Source organism: Fulvivirga ulvae (assembly GCF_021389975.1).
In the GTDB taxonomy this organism is placed as follows: Bacteria; Bacteroidota; Bacteroidia; order Cytophagales; family Cyclobacteriaceae; genus Fulvivirga; species Fulvivirga ulvae.
The window spans coordinates 1,685,351-1,704,426 of sequence record NZ_CP089981.1 but is presented as its reverse complement, the minus strand read 5'-3'; the positions used below and the strand labels follow the sequence as shown (position 1 = coordinate 1,704,426).

Below are 19,076 nucleotides of genomic sequence, written 5' to 3'. Positions count from 1 at the left end.
TTTTCGCTAGCTTTTAAAGGATATGCTTGGCTTGCCCATTATCCATCATATATAAAGCCAGTTTTTAACAAGGTAGTTCTTAAAGCTCTTGAAAGTAACGACTATCTTCAAAAAAAGAGTGGCCAAGATTAAATTTAGTAATCTGGGAAGTCCGGGCAATAGTATAATGGTTTCTACACTCTTGTACTGGAGAGGGGAAGAGACTGGCTTCAATGATAGCTAAAACAATAGATGCCTGACAAGTCTTACAAGATTAGGTCATTTTGTCAGTGACAAAAATTTTAGTATAATTATATTCGGGTTGAAAGGTATGACAATTTGCCAAATTTTAGGAAAAAAAATGAAAACTTGGCAAAAACTTGGCAAATCGTCATTTTAAGAATTCATATTCTTCATAAATTGTTGATTATCAATCATTTGAAATTTATCATTTACTGATTACCGATCACTTAATACCGATCACTACACATCGGTGTACTCAGAAACCGATCACCTAATCCGTTTTGAGTTCAAAGAAATTACCATTCACCCCTTTAACGCCCGGAACTGTGGCATAAACTGCACCTGCTCTTGAATATTTTGCTTTTTCATCGTCACTCATGCCTATACTGGCGGTGGTGATCAGCAGAGTATCAAGATTTGGCCCTCCGAAAGCGCAGGAGGTAACGTTTTTGGCGGGAACAGTTACCTTGTTTAGTAATTTTCCATTATCCGGGTCATAGCGGACCACGCTGGAACCACCCCAAAGAGCTATCCAAAGCTTGCCTTCGCTATCAATAGTCATACCGTCAGGAAAAGCATTTTCGTCTTCAATTTTGACAACCACCTTTCCATTTTCAATGGCTCCGGTTTCATTGTTATAGTCAAACGCTTTCACTGTCTGCGTGGGAGTATCAATATAATACATGGTTTTCTTATCGGCCGACCAGCATATACCGTTGGAAATAGAAATGCTATCCAGCATTCGGGTAAGTGTATCGCCATTGAAATTGTACAACGAAGCCGCTTTTGGTGTTTCATCAAGGGCCATAGAGCCAACCCAGAACCTGCCGGCAGGATCACACTTACCATCATTGAACCGTATTACCTTAGGGTCAAAAGGCGGTTTCTCCATAAGCTGTAGCTCTTCTGTCTCCAGGTTGAGCGAGTATATGCCATTTTGCAAGGCTACCAATACAAGCCCTTCTTGAGTTGAAGGCACTACCGTACCTACCCTTTGCCCTACGTCGATGGTTCTCATTTGTTCGGTCAGAGGGTCGAAAGTAAAAACTTTCCCTTTTTCGATATCTATCCAGTAATATTCCCTCGATTTATGGTTCCATATGGCCCCTTCGCCCAGGTCGGCAATAGTGTCTATATAAAGAAATGCCGATTCTACTGCTACACTATCTTCTTTCTCTGCTATAACCTCGTTCTCTTTCATGCTCTCTTGCTGGTTTTTGCAGCCAATGAGTGCAAATAGAGCCAGGACGGTAATTGTGATCCTTTTCATTAGTTCTCCTGTCCTGTTTTATATTCCACACTCACTACCTGGTCCTTCACTATAAATTCAAATGTTCCCGCCTCGGTCACTTTCTTGCCTTGTGCATTGATGAAAGCAAGCTCTTCGGGAGATACGGTAAAAGAGACTTGCTTCGATGCTCCGGCAGCAAGTTCTATCTTTTCGAATTTTCGAAGTCGCTTAAAGTTCGGAGTTATCGAAGCAAACAGGTCCCTGGAATAGAGTTCAACCGTTACTTTTCCTGCTCTTTTACCTGTATTTTTAACAGTTACTGTGAGATTAAGTTTTTCCCCTGCGCTAAAAGTTGCTTTGTCAGCCTTTAAATTGCTGAACTCAAAAGTAGTATAACTCAAACCATGACCGAATGCCCACTGCGGACGATAAGCTCCGTTGGTGTAGGTATTGGGTTCATCTTCACGAATACCTTCAGTGTATTTATGATCATACTTGATCAGGTCTCCCGTATGTTTAGGATATGTATAAGGAAGTATACCGTTAGGATTATATTCTCCGGTCAACACTTCGGCTATGGCCTGAGCGCCCATGGTTGAAGGCCTGTAAGCCAATAATATACCCGGTATGTCATTTTCGATAGAGGAGATCACTCTGGGACGACCCTCCACTAGCACGAGAATAACAGGTTTTCCGGTTGCTACAGCAGCCGAAGCCAAAGCAAGCTGCCTGCTGTCAAGCGTGAGGTCGTCGATGTTACCGGGAGTTTCTGCATAAGCATCTTCACCCAGGCAAAGTATAATGTAGTCAACATTTGCAGCATCTTTTTTCAATTGCCCTGCATCAAAATTAGCAGCATTGTTATAATCTCTTTGGGCAGCGCTGATCACATTGCCTTTACCAAGTTTAGCCTCCAGGCCCTCTTTTATGGTCAAAGTAGACTTTGGATATTGGCGGTCGTCATTGCCTTGCCACACATATGACCACGAGCTGTGGAGTGAAGTGAGGTTATTCGCGGCAGGACCAGCTACCAGCACTTTAGCACCTTCTTTTAGTGGCAGTACGGATTTTTCATTTTTTAACAAGGTAATAGTTTCTCTTGCTGCATTCAGGGCCACTTCCTGAGATTTTTTGGCATCCACTTTTGCCAAAGCTGCCTTTTCAGGGAATGGATTGTCGAAAAGTCCCAGCTTGTATTTTAACTTGATTATCCTGCGTACAGACTCGTCGATACGGCTTTCGGAGATGGCTCCATCTTTTACAAGCTCCAACAACAAGTCATAAAAAGAGTAGTCGTAAGGCACCATGCTCATGTCAAGACCGGCCTCTACGGCAAGTCTTACAGCCTCTTTAGGTGTATCGGCTACTTTGTGTCTGGTGTGCAGGCGGATTACATCTTCCCAGTCGGAAACAGCAACACCTTCAAAACCTAACTCTCCGCGAAGGAGGTCTGTTAAAAGATACTTGCTGGCATGGACAGGGACACCGTTGATCTCCCCTGAATTGATCATTACCGTCGACGTTCCCGCATCAACAGCACTTTTGAAAGGAGGCAACAAATATTCTCTTAGGGTATATTCAGGTATGTAAGCCGGGGTACGGTCCTTTCCGCTGGCAGGGATAGAGTAACCCAGGTAGTGCTTCATACACGATGCTACGGCCGTAGGGCTTTTGAGGCCGTCTTCTTCATAACCTTTGATGGCGGCAGTACCCATTGCTGTTACCAGGTGTACATCTTCACCAAAGGTTTCTTCAAACCTTGACCATAGCGGCTGTCTTCCCAGGCCCAGCACCGGGTCGAAATTCCAGCGGATACCGCTGGCGCGGGTTTCAATGGCTGTTATTTTGGCCGACTGCTTCACCAGCTCGGAATTACGGCTTGCAGCCATTCCTATGTTGTGAGGAAACAGTGTGGCGCCCTCAATATAGTTGGCTCCGTGAATGGCATCAATACCATAAAGCACAGGAATTTTATTAGGCGTTTCTTTTGTGGCAACCTCCTGGATACGTTTTTGTATCTTGTGCCACGTTTCCATAGTGTAGGCACTGCCTTTTACATTAAGTATAGAGCCGACTTTTTTATTAAGTATGGCCTCTTTAAGTTTTTTGTCATCGATAGCATCCAGTGAGCTGTCTTCAAGAATAAGATCAATAGTCACCTGAGTCATCTGCCCTACTTTTTCCTCGATAGACATTTTTGAAAGCAAAGCCTCCACTTTTTGGTCTACATCCTTATCACTGGCTTTTTGGGCATGGACTATGCCGCAACCCAGACCTGCAATAACCAGAAGTCCATGTTGCATGACCCTTCTAAAGCTGTTTCTGAAATTCATATGCATTTTTAAATTTTTAAACGAAATATGGGAACTGTAAAACTTGAAAATTAGGGGCGATATCAACCTCGGTAAATACATCAATTGAAGGTGGTAATTGTTTCATGCAATTGACTTTACGTATATTAATATGCTAATTCATATCCATGTTTAAAAGTCAACTGACCATAATCCTATTGTTTTTTTCTTTCTACTGTCGTGGACAGGAAAATGATGTAAGGTTCTACCCGGTATCAAAAGGGCTCTCGCAGCACTCCATTACCTGTCTTTTGCAGGACAGTAAGGGCTTCCTCTGGATAGGTACACGCCATGGGCTGAACAGGTATGACGGGCAGGATTACCTGACTTATGAACACATCAACGGAGATACTACTTTGATCAGCAACAGTACCGTACAGTGCCTCACTGAGGATAAACATGGTAACATCTGGATAGGAACGTATGGAGGTGGCTTAAACTATTACAATTATGATGAAGATCGCTTTTATGTATACCGGAATATTAAAAACAATCCTAATTCTTTGAGCGACGATTTTATAACTGCCGTTTTTGAAGATTTCAATGGCAACCTCTGGGTAGGTACCGAAAAGGGTGGCTTAAACCTGCTGAACAAGGAAAACGGTACATTTACACGTTTCATGTCCAATGAGGCCGACCCGTATAGCATCTCTTCAAACAACATCACATCTATCAACCAGGACCGTAATGGCAACCTCTGGGTAGGTACATACGGAGGTGGTATCAATCTCTTTGATGTAAACAAGAAAAATTTCATTGCTTTTAAAGCAGGATCCAGCGAGTCATTTGCCAGCAATGTGGTCCGGTATATTTACAAAACCTCCAAAGGCTCGCTGCTGGTAGGCACACATCAAGGACTTAAGCGACTGGTGTACACCAACGGGCGCTATATTTTTAAAGATGTGCTGACAAACCATTCCCTATCTAAAGCCCTTACGAAAGTACGGGTACTAACTATTTGCGAAGACCAGGAAGCCCGAATCTGGGTAGGCACCGAAAACGAAGGACTTTTCATGGTAGATCAGGCCAGGGGCACAGCAAAGCACTTTTTCCATACTCCTGAAAACAATTATGGGGTCAACAGTAATTCCATCTGGTCATTAAGCACCGGGCGGCATGGCACCGTCTGGATCGGAACTTATAATCAGGGGCTGTATAAAATGGATCCATACGAGGAAAAATTCGAAGGCCTTTATCAAAGTGGTATACCCAGCCATACGCTGAGCCATAATGTAATCAGCTCATTTGCTGAAGATAGCCTGGGCAACTTATGGGTGGGAACTGATGGCGGCGGCCTGAATTATTTTGACCGCAGAACGGGTAAGTTTAAAAGGTATAAACAAATACCCGGCGATAGCAGCAGCCTCTCAAACGATGCCGTAGTAAGTGTACTTATCGATAGAAAAAACAACCTGTGGGTAGCAACATGGGAAAGTGGCATCTCAATACTCAGGGAAGGCAAAGCCACATTCAAACACCTTATTCACCGACCTGATGATAATAACTCCCTCTCCGGGAATGATATTTACAAACTATTCGAAGATAACAAAGGAAGGGTCTGGATAGCTGCTTTCCGCGACGGACTGGATATTTATGATCCTGAAAAGCAAAAATTCTATCACATCAATGAAGAGACCACGCCAGGACTTAGTGGAAATAAAGTAAGGTCAATCCTGCAAGACTACGAGGGCAATATGTGGATAGGTACCGAAGGTGCCGGGCTCAACCGGATCAGGGTAGATGATGCGCTGAATATAACTGACAAGCATTTTTATTGTCATGGTGATGCCAACAACTCCGGGCTGAATAACAACACTGTCACCTACCTCTTTGAGGATTCTGACAGTGTGCTATGGGTAGGAACAGAGGGCGGAGGTATATACCACTACGATCGGGAGGCAGACCGGTTCCTGGTTATAGAGGGCAGCCAGCGCCTGCAAAACAATGTGGTTTATGGTATATTGGAAGATGACAACAGGAATATCTGGATAAGCACCAACAATGGCTTGGCCAGCTACTCCAAACAGGATGGTACTATAAAAATTTATAACGAGTCCGATGGCCTGCAATCATCCGAGTTCTACAAATCGGCCTGCCTGAAAACCCGCGACGGTCACCTGGTATTTGGAGGAATAAAAGGCTTCAACATGTTTAACCCGGAAAATGTGAAGAAAAACCCCAATGCACCTCCGGTTTATATTACCAAGTTCCTGCTTTCTGACGAGGTAGTTAGAACGGCCCCCAATTCACTGCTGGCCCAAAATATAGTCAATGCCCAAAAAATTCAACTTGACTATGATCAGAATGATTTCAGTTTTGAATTTGCGGCTCTTAATTTTTCGCAATCGGCCAAAAACGAATATGCCTATAAGCTCGAAAACTATGACGAAGACTGGCAAAAAGCCGGTACCCGCAAAGAGGCTTACTACACCAATGTGCCTCCGGGTACTTATACTTTTAAAGTAAGGGGTTCTAACAACGATGGTATCTGGAGCGAACAGGAAGCCTCCATCATTGTTGACATCAGCAAGCCGTGGTACAGCACATATTGGGCTTATGGAGCCTATGCATTGATCATCCTGGCTATGCTGCTTTGGGCCCGCCATAATATTATCTATAAAGAACGGTTGCAGGCTCAGCTTCAGTTGGAGCATCTGGAACTCACCAAAATGCAGGAGCTCGACCAGCTGAAATCACGGTTCTTTGCCAATATTTCTCATGAATTCCGTACACCGCTGACCCTGATCCTTAGCCCCTTGAAGTCACTCTACCTTGATGAAACCAAGAATGAGTACAAAAAGCAAATGCGGATGATGATCCGTAATGCAGAGCGGCTGCTCAGGCTGATCAACCAGATACTGGATCTTTCCAAGCTGGAATCGGGGAGCGTGAAGCTCAAAGCCAGTGAGCAGGACCTGGTTAAATTTTTAAAGCCTTTAGCCTTTTCATTCGCCACGTATGCCGACAAGCAGTTCATTACCTATAAAACCAACCTGCCCAAGGAGCCGATATACATGTATTTTGAGCAGGACAAACTTGAAAAAGTATTTACCAACCTGCTTTCCAATGCCATCAAATACACACCGGAGTTTGGAGAGGTCTGCCTGACGGTACAGCAAAAAGACAGTATGGTGGAGATCATCATTGCTGACTCAGGTATCGGCATACCTCAAGATCAGATTTCTTATATTTTCAATAGGTTTTACAGGGCCCAACATCATGTAAACCTTAAAGGTACCGGCATAGGTCTGGCGCTGACCCGGGAGCTGGTGGAGTTGCACAAAGGCCAGATCGAGGTTAGCAGTGTAGAAGGGCGGGGCACAACTTTTAAGGTGCAGTTTCCTCTGGGAAGCAAACACCTGGAGCCCTCCGAGATCTCCGAAGATCGCATCATCCACCATGCCAACACCGATAATTATGAGCATGATGAGCTATTGATCGACAAGAATCAGGAACCGGCTGCATCTGCGGAAAATATTAAAGCCGAAAACGACCTGCCGCTTGTACTCATAGCCGAAGACAATGCAGACATGCTATCATTTATCAGCAGCTATCTGGAAAGTGAATACCGGATACTGGAGTGTACCAATGGAAAGGAAGCCCTGGAGCTGGCACTGGAGCAAATTCCTGATATCGTTATCTCCGATATTATGATGCCCGGAATGGATGGCTACAAGCTCTGCTCCCGATTAAAAAGTGATGAAAAAACCAGCCATATTCCGGTAATATTACTTACAGCCAAAGCTTCCAATGAAAGCGTAGAACAGGGGTTTGAGTTAGGCGCCAATTATTATGTAACCAAGCCTTTTAATCCAAAATTGCTTGCTCTGCGCATAAAGAATATCCTTAAGAGCCGCAAAATGTTCAAGGATCAGGTACTTAATAACAAAACCATTAACCTGGAACCCAAGCATGTGGTTATCTCTACGGCAGATGAAAGCTTCATCAAAAAAGCTGTAGGCTTTGTGGAGGACAACATGGACAACTCCGAGCTGCAGGTGGAGGACCTCTGCTCACATTTGGGCATGAGCAAAATTCAGCTTTACAGGAAGCTAAAGGGCCTCATCGGCCAGTCTGCCAATGAGTTTATTCGTACCATCCGACTTAAAAGGGCAGCCCAGCTCCTGAAGCAACAAAACCTTACTATAGCCGAGGTCACCTACCAGGTAGGTTTTAACGACCTCTCTTATTTCAGGCAATGTTTCAAAAAGCAGTACGGAGTCAATCCATCGGAGTTTGCACAGCAGAGCAATACATGACAAAATCCTTAGTCACCCTTCCCGAGACTATTCGTAGTCTACCGAAGGGACTACGAATTGATAATGAGAACGAGTGTCTGCGATACGGTAATTGGAAAACGAAACTTCATAATTAATATTCTTTTTCTAAATTGCCAGTCATAACCAAATAAACGAGATATAAGACGTTCGTTTATAAGCTACAATTCAATATTATGCAAAGCAAAGTCGCCATGGTTGTTATCGTTCTTGTTGGGGTTTCCATGAGTTATACTTGTGCTCAAGAATCTGACAGTACTATGTTAGATAATGACATTTATGTGGGGTTATTTGAGCAGGATCCAACCTTTCCAGGAAGCTATGCAGGATTTTACGAATATCTTGACCGTAAAATTAAGTGTTCAAGGCAAGGCAAAAAGGTTTACGTTCACTTTGTTTTAGATTCAACGGGCTATGTAAGAAAAGGATCGGTATTTATAAATGAGTCGGTTTCTAAGAAATGTGCTGATCAAATTAAAAAAGCATTTGAAGAATCTCCTCAATGGGAACCAGGTGTTTCATTTGATAAAAAGGAGAAAGTAAATGTTAAGCTTTTACTACCTATTAATCTATAAAAGGACTATTGGTAATTGGACACTCTCATTACCAGCTTATGCTAATCTTTAGTTATTTCTTTTTCCAAATCATTTAAGATGTTTATCAAAAAGTACTCCACCTGAATCCGGTAAAGACTGGCTTTGTGGATGAGCCGGAGCACTACCGTTAGTCTAGCGCCAGGGATTATGCCGGCTCGTGCAGGTTGGTGAAAGTGGATTTTTTGTAATTAAAGTACTGCAAATTAAACCGTGTCACAGACACCCGTTTTTCATTTCAAATCCAAGTCACCCTTCGGTAGACTAAGGATAAATCAGGTGACTTAGTATAAGTTACGCATATGCTGATCGGTTTGACTATCCCTGATGCTTTGGATCTAATCACAAAACGCAATAAATAAAATATTCTGTTCGATTCTGTAAAATGCTGTTATTCAAGGGTTCAGGAAACGTTTGCAATAAATACCCATCTTAAAAGAAAGGTTTATCCCCGCAACATTTGCCCTTAGACGATGATATTGATCTAAACTAAAAACAATCATCGCTTATGAAGAACCTTAACCCCCTTAAAGTGATTATCCTGTTGGTTTGCCTGTGGGCACCAATAGTCCTTTACGGACAGGATAGACAGGTGTCCGGAAGAGTTCTGGACGCAGAATCAAACAGCGCCTTACCAGGCGTAAGTATTATTGTAAAGGGTACATCCACTGGTACCACTACAGACATAGAAGGTAACTATAGTCTGCAGGTGCCAGAAGGTAGCAGTACCCTTATTTTTTCATTTATTGGTTATGCCACGGAAGAGGTTAACATTCAAAACCGTTCCGTAGTGGATGTTAACCTGTCCACTGATGTAACCGCTCTGTCAGAAGTGGTAGTAATTGGTTATGGTGAGCAACAAAAAAGCTTACTGACCGGTGCTATATCCAGTATTGAGGCAGAGCAAATTACCAATACCTCAACACTTAGAGTGGAGCAGGCCCTTCAGGGTAGAACTGCCGGTGTTAACGTACTGGCTAACTCCGGCTCACCCGGTAGTGGCCTGAAGGTGCGCATCAGAGGTACCGGCTCTAATGGAGATGCTGGTCCGCTCTACATTGTAGATGGTATCAGAACCGGTGGCATAGAGTACCTCGATCCCAGCGAAATAGCCTCGATAGAGGTGCTGAAAGATGCAGCTTCGGCAGCTATCTACGGTGCTGAAGGTGCCAATGGTGTAGTCCTGATCTCTACCAAAACCGGTAAAGCAGGAAAACCGCAAATTAACTATAACTTTCAGTATGGTATCCAGACGGTCGGCGACCGTATGGACATGATGAATGCTCAGCAGTATGCCGAGTATCTTAACGAAGCCGGTGCTTCCGGAACTTTACCTAACCCTGCCGACTATCAGGGTGTGGAAGGAACGGACTGGCTGGATGAATTGTTCGAAAGCGCACCCCTCCAAAAACATAGCCTTAACCTTAGTGGCGGCTCAGAAAACTCAACCTATCTGATAGGAGGAAGCTTCTATACCCAAGACGGTGTTGCAGGTGGAGATAAAGCGCAGTTTGACAGGTATACAGCCCGATTAAACTCAGACCACCAGATCAAAGACTGGCTGAAGATCGGTAACAGGCTCTCTTATTCTCACTTCAAAAGAAGTACTATTGCCGAGGATGATGAATTTGGCTCAGTAGTAGGTAATGCCATACTCATGGACCCCACGACCCCGGTAATTTACACCGATGGGCTACCAGCACATGCGCAGGCTGCACTGGATGCCGGAGAAACACTTACGCAAGATGATGATGGCAACTACTATGGCATCTCCCGTTTTGTACAGGGAGAGATCGGTAACCCGCTGGCCATGATCCAAAATACCAGAGGAGAGATTGTACAGGATAAAGTAGTAGGCAATATCTATGCTGAACTGACTCCTATTAAGCATATTAAATTTACCTCTCGGTTTGGTATTGATGCGGCTTTTCAGCTTAATCATGAATGGTTCCCTACTTATTATTTCTCTAATGAGAGAAAAAACAACACGCCAACAGTAAGGGACAACAATGAAAAATGGTTCACTACTCAGTGGGAAAACTTTGCTACCTATACCAACAGTATTGCTGAGCATGACTTCTCCATCCTGTTAGGTACATCAGCCATTAACACCGTATACAACAAGCTCAATGGCTCTGGCGGTCCGATGTTTGATGAAGACGATAAATTCGCATACTACGATTATATTCCTGATGAAAGCGATCGTATAGGAAGCTCCAGAGAAGACAAAAGCCTTTTATCATACTTCGGGCGGGTTTCCTATACTTTCTCTGACAAGTATTTGCTCAATGCCACTTTCAGGTACGATGGATCTTCCTTACTTCCTGAAGACAACCGATGGGACCTTTTCCCGTCAGTATCTGCCGGCTGGGTAGTATCTGCTGAGAATTTCTTCCCTGAAACCTTCATTAACTTCTTGAAAGTAAGGGCAAGTTGGGGAGAAAACGGTAACCTCAGATCACTTACTCCCGGGCAGTATGCCTCTATCATTACTACCCAAGGTATACGATACCCTACAGGTACAGGAGGCTTCTATGTAGGTGCAGAACCAGACTTCCTTCCTAACCCGGACCTGGTATGGGAAACCAGTGAGCAGGTAGACCTTGGCCTGGATTTTGGCTTGCTTGACGACCAACTGAGAATAACTGTTGATTATTACAATAAAACAACCAAAGGCCTTCTTACTGCCAGTACGCCACCTCACTACATTGGTAACGATGGTGCCACTGTAAACGGGGGAGATGTAAGAAACAAAGGTTTTGAGTTTGAAGTAGCATACACCAAATCCGCAGGCGATTTCTACTATGAGATCTCTGCGAATATGACGACAGTGGATAACGAAGTTATCTTCCTGAACCCGCTGGTGCCTGACAAGATCCAGGGTGCCGGTGTAGGTACAGGTTGGACGGCATCATATTTTGAAGAAGGTTTGCCTATCTGGTATTTCAGAGGTTACAAGACTGATGGTATATTCCAGAACCAGGAGCAGATCGACAACTACATCAGTGACAACAACCTGTCGGAGTACAGCCCCGCTCCGGGTGAGCCGGTAGTGGTAGACGTTAATCAGGATGGGCGAATCACTCCTGAAGACCAGACTTATATAGGTGACCCTCATCCGGACTTTTTATATGGCGGGCGTGTCAACGTAGGCTACAAAGGTTTTGACCTGACCGTGTTCATACAAGGCTCAAAAGGAAATGACATACTCATGGGCTTCAACAGAACTGACCGAGGTACTGTGAATAAGCCTGAGTTCTTTTACGAAGATCGCTGGACTGGAGAAGGAAGCACCAATGACTGGTTTGCCGCTGATACTGATAATCCATACATCTACAACAGTGACTTGATGGTGTTTAACGGCTCGTATGCGCGTATTAAGCAGTTGCAATTGGGTTATACCCTTCCTGAAAACCTGATCAACAGGCTGAAGTTCAACTCTATCCGGGTTTATGTATCTCTGGAAGATTACTTCACATTTACCAAGTATCCCGGACTTGACCCTGAAGCTGGTAGTAATGATGACAACAGTCAGGGCATAGACAGAGGAGTATATCCTATCCCCAAAAAGTTCATGACCGGATTATCACTTAGCTTCTAATTACAAACCGACGAGATTATGAAAAAGAATTATATAAAAATATGGACAATGGGCATGTTAAGCTTACTGACGATCCTGGCTTCATGCTCTGACGACTACCTTGATAAGGAAATCTATGGAAGAAAGTCGACCGAAGAGTTTTACAAAACCGATCAGGATGCATTCAGGGCTACCATAGCCGTTTATGACATCCTGCAATACCATTACAATACGGGCTGGTCCAGCAACTACCTGGTAAAAACACTACCTTCAGATGAGGGGACTGCCGGTGGTGGAGGTAGTGGCGACCAGCCACAATATCAAAACCTGGATGACTATACATACGATTCTCAGAATGGGGGTGTACTGGGTACATGGAGAATGGCCTATTTTGGCATATTCAGGGCCAACAAAGTCATCAACCTGGTTGAGCCGGAGAATGATTTCAGAAAGGCTCTGATCGCTGAATCCAAAGCGCTTCGTGCGCACAATTACTTTGAACTGGTTTCTATGTTTGGAGATGTGCCTTTAATACTTGCCGAGCCTGACCAGTCAGCGTACGAACAGGAACGTGTGGCCAGTAATGTTGTTTACGATCAAATTGAGAAAGACCTCCGTGAGGCAATCGAACTATTGCCTCTGAAAAGCGAGTACAGTGCAGCGGATCAGTTCAGGGTTTCTAAGGGTACTGCCCAGGCACTGCTTGGCAAAGCTTATCTCTATCAGCAGCAGTGGGACAGCGCCGCATATTTTCTCGATGCCGTAATTGCATCCAACGAATATGACCTGCATGATAACTATGCAGACAACTGGACTGAAGCAGGTGAGTTGGGTAAAGAATCTGTTTTTGAGGTTCAGTTTGTGAGTTCCGTCGGCTTTGATTGGGGCAACTTCCCATGGGACAATGGCAGGCTTCAGGAGAGCAATATCCATATTCAGCTTATGGGGCCAAGAGGTGGTTTTTACGAACCTGCACCCGGAGACTCACTTATTGCAGGCTGGGGCTTCCTGTACCCTTCCGAAGAATTGTACGATGCCTTTGTCAATGCCGGCGATAGTGCCAGAAAAGTAAACACGCTTATGTCAGAAGCTGAACTGGTTGCTGCTGGTGGAGCATGGACAGGTGAGAACGTGTGGGACTACCATGGCTTTATCAGGCGTAAGTATGGTACTTACAGCAACCAAACCAACACTGATGCAGTGGCAGAGCTAAATTATGCCACCAACTGGAGATTGATCCGTTATGCCGATGTACTGCTCATGGCTGCCGAGGCTTTCTACAACGCAGGCAATGAAGGGCGGGCCCTCACTGAGCTCAATAAAGTGCGTGACCGGGCAGATCTGGAGGATGTGGCAGCATCGGGTACGGCACTTTTCGAAGCCATAGTTACTGAGCGACAACTGGAGCTTGCGTTTGAAGGTTTCCGCTTCCTTGATCTTATCCGCTGGGGCCGCGCTTCCCAGGAGCTTAGTGATCTGGGCTTTGTGGAAGGAAAACATAATTTATTCCCTATCCCATTTGATGACGTGATCCGTGGTAATTTAGGTCAGAATGATAAGTGGTAGCGGCAGGTTACTGGCTACTTGTTCACTGGTTTCTGGTGGCTTGTGCGGGTAATTATCCTGCTACATCTACGACAGTGAAATTAGAAGCTGGAAACCTTGAGCTAATAGCAATGAATTGAAAAATCCCGGCTGGGGAGACTAACTTGCCTCTTTAGCCGGGATTTCTTTAGAAAAAAATAATAGGGTTTACATCATGTGGGTATGTATGCTAAATTTCCTCTCAGCCATAGCTTAAGTTCGAGCGATTCGTCCTCAGTTAAGTAAAACAGTGCTTTTCTGTATTCTTTTCTGAAGAGCTGAGGATGAAAGCTAACTTTTCTCAGCACGATCTTATAGTATTCCAGCATTGATGTTTTCATTGCTTGTTTTTATTAGTTTGAAAAAATGCCCCTGGCCTTTTCGTTTAATCTATAGGCCATGAGAAACTACTATGGCCAAAGGGCTTTTTATAATCTCACAATCATTACTTGCCACATTTAAGCACACATTTCCGGTGGCTTAAGGCCTAATGGCAATAATGAGGTATAATGACGTTGATTACACTAAAGCCTTTGGAGGAGGAGGAATGACCTCCTTGATGTAGTTTCTAAAATCGACATTAAGAAATAGAGTACTATGTAATGGCTTGTCTGTACACATACAGGCTACCGGAAAGGGATCAAAGCTGTAGAACCAGTCTGTGTGGCTCTTTTTTGAATTCTGTTCTTCTTTTTTGGTGGTTTCGGTATCAGGAATAGCCTGGTAAATGTCCCATCCTACCTCCAGTACCTGCGTAAAGAAATTATCAGCATCCTCAGCATGGTGATACATAGAATCACAAGCAGAGATATCTGCAACCTTGCCGGCTTCCTGCTCAGACTGATCAGGAGCAAGGCTAACATTAAAGAATGCAATAGCGAAGAACAGAGCAACCAGTTTAAACGCTATATTTCTTTGCCTGTTTATCATATTGTAATAACGTTTGCCAACCAAATGTATTTTAGCATTAGCAGGTTAATAACAAACGACCTCTGATTTCGGGTAGGGAATTTACAAATAAAATGATAAAAATGCTATAGCAAAGGATTTATTCATTGCCTATGTAAGATAATTGGTGTTTATAAATACCCGGGAGCGATAAAATACCCCGCTCAAATGAGTAACCCAGGCAAAAATTATAGCTCTTTCCTGAGTTTGGCAGCCATTTCAAGCGCTACATGGGTTCCCTGAGCCTCCAACTGTTCAATAATCATTCTTTTTGTACCCTCGTCATACTGCTCCATTTCAGTAGGCGCTTTTTCTGTGCTTTCAACAATTCCATTTTCTATAAATAGCGTCTTCAGCCACTCATTTACCTGGCAATCAATAACCAGGTGTACCCGGTCAGTTTTTCCACCATTTTCCACACTGTGGGTTTGGCTAAAGTCGGCAAACCAGCATTCTCCGGATTGCATGTTAAGCAGGTTATCATTGAGCATAAATTTCACCTGGTCATTGGTAAGTATAGGAATGTGTAGCCTTACAAATCCATCCCAAAATACCAGATCATAATCTTTATGTGGCTTTATTTCTGATCCTGGGGTCAATCGCAGGTACCTGACGGAGCTTTTCGGTGCGTTGATAGTTTCAATCACCGACCGGGTATATGGCAAGTGTTCCAGCACCGGCTCATCTGCAAACTGCCTGCTATCGGCATGGCCTGCCGACAGGCCATGGCTCTCTCCCTGAGGTGACCGAAGGGGGATGCCACTCCACTCGCCAGAGTAGTATGCCGTGTTAAAGTGCCTGGTCCAGTTTTGCTTGCAAATCTCAAGCTCTTGCAGAAGCTGTGCAGGATCAAACTGAAAAGGCAATTTTGCATAGCTTTTCATTTAAAATGTTGTTTAAATTTAATGACTGGCCAAACATGGCTTTTCTAAAATTAACATTTTAGCAGTACAATTATCTGTTAAATAAAAAACTGAATGACTTAAATCAAAAATGCCACACACAATTGATGACTTCAACAAATGGATACCCGTCGCCTTTGATGCAGAAAAAGAAGAGGTACAATGGATATATGCTGGAGATAAAGATTTCAGGGAGCCATTTTTTGAAGACGATATAAGATTGATTAGATACGAGTCTCCGAAATCCAAAAATACTTCCCTGCACGAGTTCAATAAGCTTGGCGCATCAAAACGAACCGATACCATTAAACCCGCACTATTTATCTTCCATATTTCCCGGTGCGGCTCTACCTTGATTACTCAGATGCTTGCCCAATCCGCCAAAAACATTGTTTATTCCGAGCCACCGCTGACTGATGAAATTCTGAGCTCGGATCTCAGCCATGATGTTAAGATGAAAACATTAAGGGCAGCCATCATTCTTATGGGACAAAAAAGAAAGGCCCCACATCAATACCTTTTCATCAAATGGGACAGTTGGCACCTTGCATATTATGGACTGATCAGGCAGGCATTTCCCGGTGTGCCTGCAATATTTCTATACAGAGAACCGGTAGAGGTATTGCAATCACATCAACGCGTTCGCGGTATGCACATGGTACCCGGTTTACTCAAAAAGGATGTATTTCAGCTAAAGGGCATTCCTGCCCATGACCTTGATTTATATGCCGCTAATGTACTTTCAAAGCTTTATGGGTGGATGCTCCTTCATGCTGAGAATAAACTGGTGAGGTTGGTTAATTATTCTGAATTGCCTGGCCGGTTGTTTGATGTGATTACGGATATGCGGTTAGAATATTCGCCTGATGAACGGAAAGCCATGGAAGAAAGGAGTAAGAGGCATAGTAAGCAGGGTTGGTGTAATACCATTTATAACACTGAGGAATACGCTTACAAGCTACAAGGGTGGCTCCTGATTGTAAAAGAGCGTTATGAACGGCTTGAGGAAGTTAGATAAACTTGCGGTCAAATAAAGGACTCGTCAGGCTTTTAATTTGAAATTATCAGCAAAAGGCACCACCTTTTGTTAATTAATGGAGTACATGTAAGCCCTGAAGAAGTGGAATTTCTTCACTTAGCAGTATTGCTGCTGCCAGTACCTCCGAACAATTAATGTTTACCAAACTTTTAAAAGTTTAACTGATGCACTGGTAAAAATAAAAAAAAGACCATTTTTTTCATTAAACTATAAAGTTCTGTTATAAAGATACTTGCAAAAGAGGAGAGCCAAGCCGCATTATTTATTATCCACTTAACCTTGTATGGAAGAAAAACCTTTTCTAAAATGGGGTGTTTTCAGGGTTTAACAGCGTTATCAATATTTCCGAAACCAATCCAAAATAGCTCCTCATGGGTTCAGAAAAACTTAAAACAAGATTTGCAGGTTTATTTATGATAGTGGGTATGGCAGCCGGGCTTTTCAGTGTTGCTCCTGCTATTGACTCAAGGCATTATTTAACAGAAGCCGCGGCCCATTTTAATCAGGTGATTATTGGTGCAGTATTCCAGTTCATTATGGCGCTGTCTTACCTGGGAGTGGCCCTGTTGTTATACCCTATCATCAGAAGGTTCAGCGGTAGCCTGGCCATTGGTTTTTTAAGTTTCAGGATCATAGCAACCAATCTTGTAATATTTGGCACAATATTGCTATTGCTAATCCTGGCGTTGAGCAATGAATTTGTGAGTAACTCCCCGGAAAATGCCTCAAACTTCCAGGCTCTGGGAAACGCCCTCAAGATCACCCGGGATTATATCAATCATGTATTTATGGTTCTTATTTTATGCATTGGCAATTTCATACTCTATATCTTGCTGATCAGGTCAAAACTGATCCCTTTATGGCTTTCAGTCTGGGGTCTGGTGGGGACTTTGCTATCAGCGGTTGCCAGTATGCTTATACTCTTTCATATTGTAGAGGTTATCACCAGTGAATATCTGGTGTTAAATATGCCGACAGCTGTTTTGGAGCTGGTATTGGGCATGTGGCTTATAGTGGTAGGGCTTAATAAAAAAGTGCTCCGGGCCCATCGCACTAAAGTTAACAGCCGCCCCGAGAGGAGTTATAAAAGTAATAGAACGCACGATAAGAGCACTTCTGTTCTCAAATGATTGAGCTTTTTTTCTTTTGATCAAAACGGTAAGTGCAGGCGGACTACGCTCCCCTTATCTCTTATTAGTAAATGTTTTTATAGATAGCCTCACAATTTTCTCAATCACAAAACCTAAGATTAACCCACCAATACCACAGGCCAGAGCCTTGACCAGCCAGGCCATCAGGGGCGTTTCAGCCAAAGCATACTCCAAATCATGTAGCAAATGATTGGTAAAAGGAATGCCATGGGCAATAATTTCAGCACCTACCCAAAGCATGGCTGCTGTACCCACATAGCTGAGGATATTTAACAAGTGGGGCATAAACTTTACGATGTTACGACCAAATTTTTGAATGCCGGGAGGATATTTATGCTGCGCAAGATGCACTCCAATATCATCCATTTTGACGATCAGGCCTACAAATCCATATACTGCGACGGTAATAAAGACAGCTACGGCCAGCATTACTACAATCTGGTTTACTATAGCCTGCCCCGTAACCTGGCTATAGGCTATGGCAATAATCTCGGCCGACAGAATAATATCCGTGCGGACAGCACCGGTCACCCGCTCCTTTTCCAGTTCTTCCGGAGTCATAAGTTTTACCTGCTCACTGGCAACATTTTCATCGTGAGACTTGGCAAACATAGAATGCACCTTTTCATAACCTTCGAAACACAGGTAAGCACCTCCAAGCATTAAAATAGGCGTAATAGCCCATGGAGCGAAGTAACCGAGCAGCAGAGCCGCCGGGCTCAAAATAATTAGTTTGTTGATGAGGGACTTCCTGGCAATCTGATAAATAATAGAAAGCTCACGAGATGCATCAAGCCCCACAACGTATTTGGGTGTAACTGCTGTATCATCAATTACAATACCCGAAACTTTTCCTGTAGTTTTGGCTACCTGGGTAGGTACATCATCCAAACTGGAGGCACTTGCTTTTACCAAAGCAGAAATATCATCTAATAGCGCAAAAAAGCCTGAAGCCATATTCTATACTTTCTCTTCTGAATTATCCTTTACTGTTTGTCCTTTTCCTCTTGCAACCGGCACAATATGGCAGCTCTGTTTTTTAGGAATAGATTTACTGGAAGGTGCGAAATAGTTTTAAAAATCCTTAAATGCCAAACATATACATATTAAAACCAGAAAAGCCCTGGAAAGTTTTAATCAGATCGACAAGCTTTCGAATGAAACCAACCTCGTAAAATAAAACAATAGCCCGAAGGAT

General features: G+C 43.6%; 12 protein-coding genes. 6 read left to right on the top strand and 6 right to left on the bottom strand.

Annotated features, from left to right (window positions below):
• Positions 1-493: 493 nt before the first annotated feature.
• Complete coding sequence (locus LVD17_RS07160; RefSeq protein ID WP_233765735.1) at positions 494-1,492, bottom strand: SMP-30/gluconolactonase/LRE family protein; 999 nt, start codon at positions 1,490-1,492, stop codon at positions 494-496.
• Positions 1,492-3,786: a glycoside hydrolase family 3 N-terminal domain-containing protein gene (locus tag LVD17_RS07155; RefSeq protein WP_233765734.1), complete on the bottom strand. Its 2,295-nt coding sequence runs from the start codon at positions 3,784-3,786 to the stop codon at positions 1,492-1,494. The genes LVD17_RS07160 and LVD17_RS07155 overlap by 1 nt, the downstream gene beginning before the upstream one ends.
• A gap of 146 nt (positions 3,787-3,932) precedes the next feature.
• Here LVD17_RS07155 and LVD17_RS07150 point away from each other — a divergent pair, with 146 nt between their 5' ends.
• The 4 genes from LVD17_RS07150 to LVD17_RS07135 all read left to right on the top strand — a co-directional run bounded on the left by LVD17_RS07150 (position 3,933) and on the right by LVD17_RS07135 (position 13,820).
• Entirely contained in the window at positions 3,933-8,063 is a 4,131-nt protein-coding gene (locus LVD17_RS07150; RefSeq protein WP_233765733.1) for a two-component regulator propeller domain-containing protein, read from the top strand.
• Between the two features lie 194 nt (positions 8,064-8,257).
• Positions 8,258-8,656, top strand: a complete 399-nt coding sequence (locus LVD17_RS07145; protein ID WP_233765730.1) for a hypothetical protein — start codon at positions 8,258-8,260, stop codon at positions 8,654-8,656.
• A gap of 526 nt (positions 8,657-9,182) precedes the next feature.
• Positions 9,183-12,275: a SusC/RagA family TonB-linked outer membrane protein gene (locus LVD17_RS07140; protein WP_233765728.1), complete on the top strand. Its 3,093-nt coding sequence runs from the start codon at positions 9,183-9,185 to the stop codon at positions 12,273-12,275.
• An 18-nt stretch (positions 12,276-12,293) separates the two neighbouring features.
• Positions 12,294-13,820, top strand: coding sequence for a RagB/SusD family nutrient uptake outer membrane protein (locus LVD17_RS07135; protein ID WP_233765727.1), 1,527 nt, complete (start codon positions 12,294-12,296; stop codon positions 13,818-13,820).
• Between the two features lie 191 nt (positions 13,821-14,011).
• Here the strand turns inward: LVD17_RS07135 and LVD17_RS07130 are convergent, their stop codons facing one another.
• The 3 genes from LVD17_RS07130 to LVD17_RS07120 all read right to left on the bottom strand — a co-directional run bounded on the left by LVD17_RS07130 (position 14,012) and on the right by LVD17_RS07120 (position 15,670).
• Positions 14,012-14,179, bottom strand: a complete 168-nt coding sequence (locus LVD17_RS07130; protein WP_185156077.1) for a hypothetical protein — start codon at positions 14,177-14,179, stop codon at positions 14,012-14,014.
• Positions 14,180-14,357: 178 nt separating this feature from the next.
• On the bottom strand, positions 14,358-14,768 hold the full coding sequence (locus LVD17_RS07125) for a hypothetical protein (RefSeq protein WP_233765725.1): 411 nt from the start codon (positions 14,766-14,768) through the stop codon (positions 14,358-14,360).
• A gap of 206 nt (positions 14,769-14,974) precedes the next feature.
• Positions 14,975-15,670: an aspartyl/asparaginyl beta-hydroxylase domain-containing protein gene (locus tag LVD17_RS07120; RefSeq protein ID WP_233765723.1), complete on the bottom strand. Its 696-nt coding sequence runs from the start codon at positions 15,668-15,670 to the stop codon at positions 14,975-14,977.
• 109 nt (positions 15,671-15,779) lie between these two features.
• Between LVD17_RS07120 and LVD17_RS07115 the strand changes: the two genes are divergently transcribed.
• Together LVD17_RS07115 and LVD17_RS07110 are read left to right on the top strand one after the other, a co-directional pair.
• Entirely contained in the window at positions 15,780-16,706 is a 927-nt protein-coding gene (locus LVD17_RS07115) for a sulfotransferase family protein (protein ID WP_233765721.1), read from the top strand.
• Between the two features lie 392 nt (positions 16,707-17,098).
• A complete protein-coding gene (locus LVD17_RS07110; protein WP_233765719.1) occupies positions 17,099-17,857 on the top strand; it encodes a DUF4386 domain-containing protein in 759 nt (252 codons plus the stop codon).
• 54 nt (positions 17,858-17,911) lie between these two features.
• On the opposite strand, the gene LVD17_RS07105 is transcribed toward LVD17_RS07110, so the two are convergent.
• Complete coding sequence (locus LVD17_RS07105) at positions 17,912-18,835, bottom strand: DUF808 domain-containing protein (RefSeq protein WP_233765717.1); 924 nt, start codon at positions 18,833-18,835, stop codon at positions 17,912-17,914.
• Positions 18,836-19,076: the final 241 nt, after the last annotated feature.

What these genes read in the sequence shown, in the direction of transcription:
- LVD17_RS07160 (WP_233765735.1), bottom strand. Translation starts at nt 1,492, where the DNA reads ATGAAAAGGATCACAATTACCGTCCTGGCTCTATTTGCACTCATTGGC.
- LVD17_RS07155 (WP_233765734.1), bottom strand. Translation starts at nt 3,786, where the DNA reads ATGAATTTCAGAAACAGCTTTAGAAGGGTCATGCAACATGGACTTCTG.
- LVD17_RS07150 (WP_233765733.1), top strand. Translation starts at nt 3,933, where the DNA reads ATGTTTAAAAGTCAACTGACCATAATCCTATTGTTTTTTTCTTTCTAC.
- LVD17_RS07145 (WP_233765730.1), top strand. Translation starts at nt 8,258, where the DNA reads ATGCAAAGCAAAGTCGCCATGGTTGTTATCGTTCTTGTTGGGGTTTCC.
- LVD17_RS07140 (WP_233765728.1), top strand. Translation starts at nt 9,183, where the DNA reads ATGAAGAACCTTAACCCCCTTAAAGTGATTATCCTGTTGGTTTGCCTG.
- LVD17_RS07135 (WP_233765727.1), top strand. Translation starts at nt 12,294, where the DNA reads ATGAAAAAGAATTATATAAAAATATGGACAATGGGCATGTTAAGCTTA.
- LVD17_RS07130 (WP_185156077.1), bottom strand. Translation starts at nt 14,179, where the DNA reads ATGAAAACATCAATGCTGGAATACTATAAGATCGTGCTGAGAAAAGTT.
- LVD17_RS07125 (WP_233765725.1), bottom strand. Translation starts at nt 14,768, where the DNA reads ATGATAAACAGGCAAAGAAATATAGCGTTTAAACTGGTTGCTCTGTTC.
- LVD17_RS07120 (WP_233765723.1), bottom strand. Translation starts at nt 15,670, where the DNA reads ATGAAAAGCTATGCAAAATTGCCTTTTCAGTTTGATCCTGCACAGCTT.
- LVD17_RS07115 (WP_233765721.1), top strand. Translation starts at nt 15,780, where the DNA reads ATGCCACACACAATTGATGACTTCAACAAATGGATACCCGTCGCCTTT.
- LVD17_RS07110 (WP_233765719.1), top strand. Translation starts at nt 17,099, where the DNA reads ATGGGTTCAGAAAAACTTAAAACAAGATTTGCAGGTTTATTTATGATA.
- LVD17_RS07105 (WP_233765717.1), bottom strand. Translation starts at nt 18,835, where the DNA reads ATGGCTTCAGGCTTTTTTGCGCTATTAGATGATATTTCTGCTTTGGTA.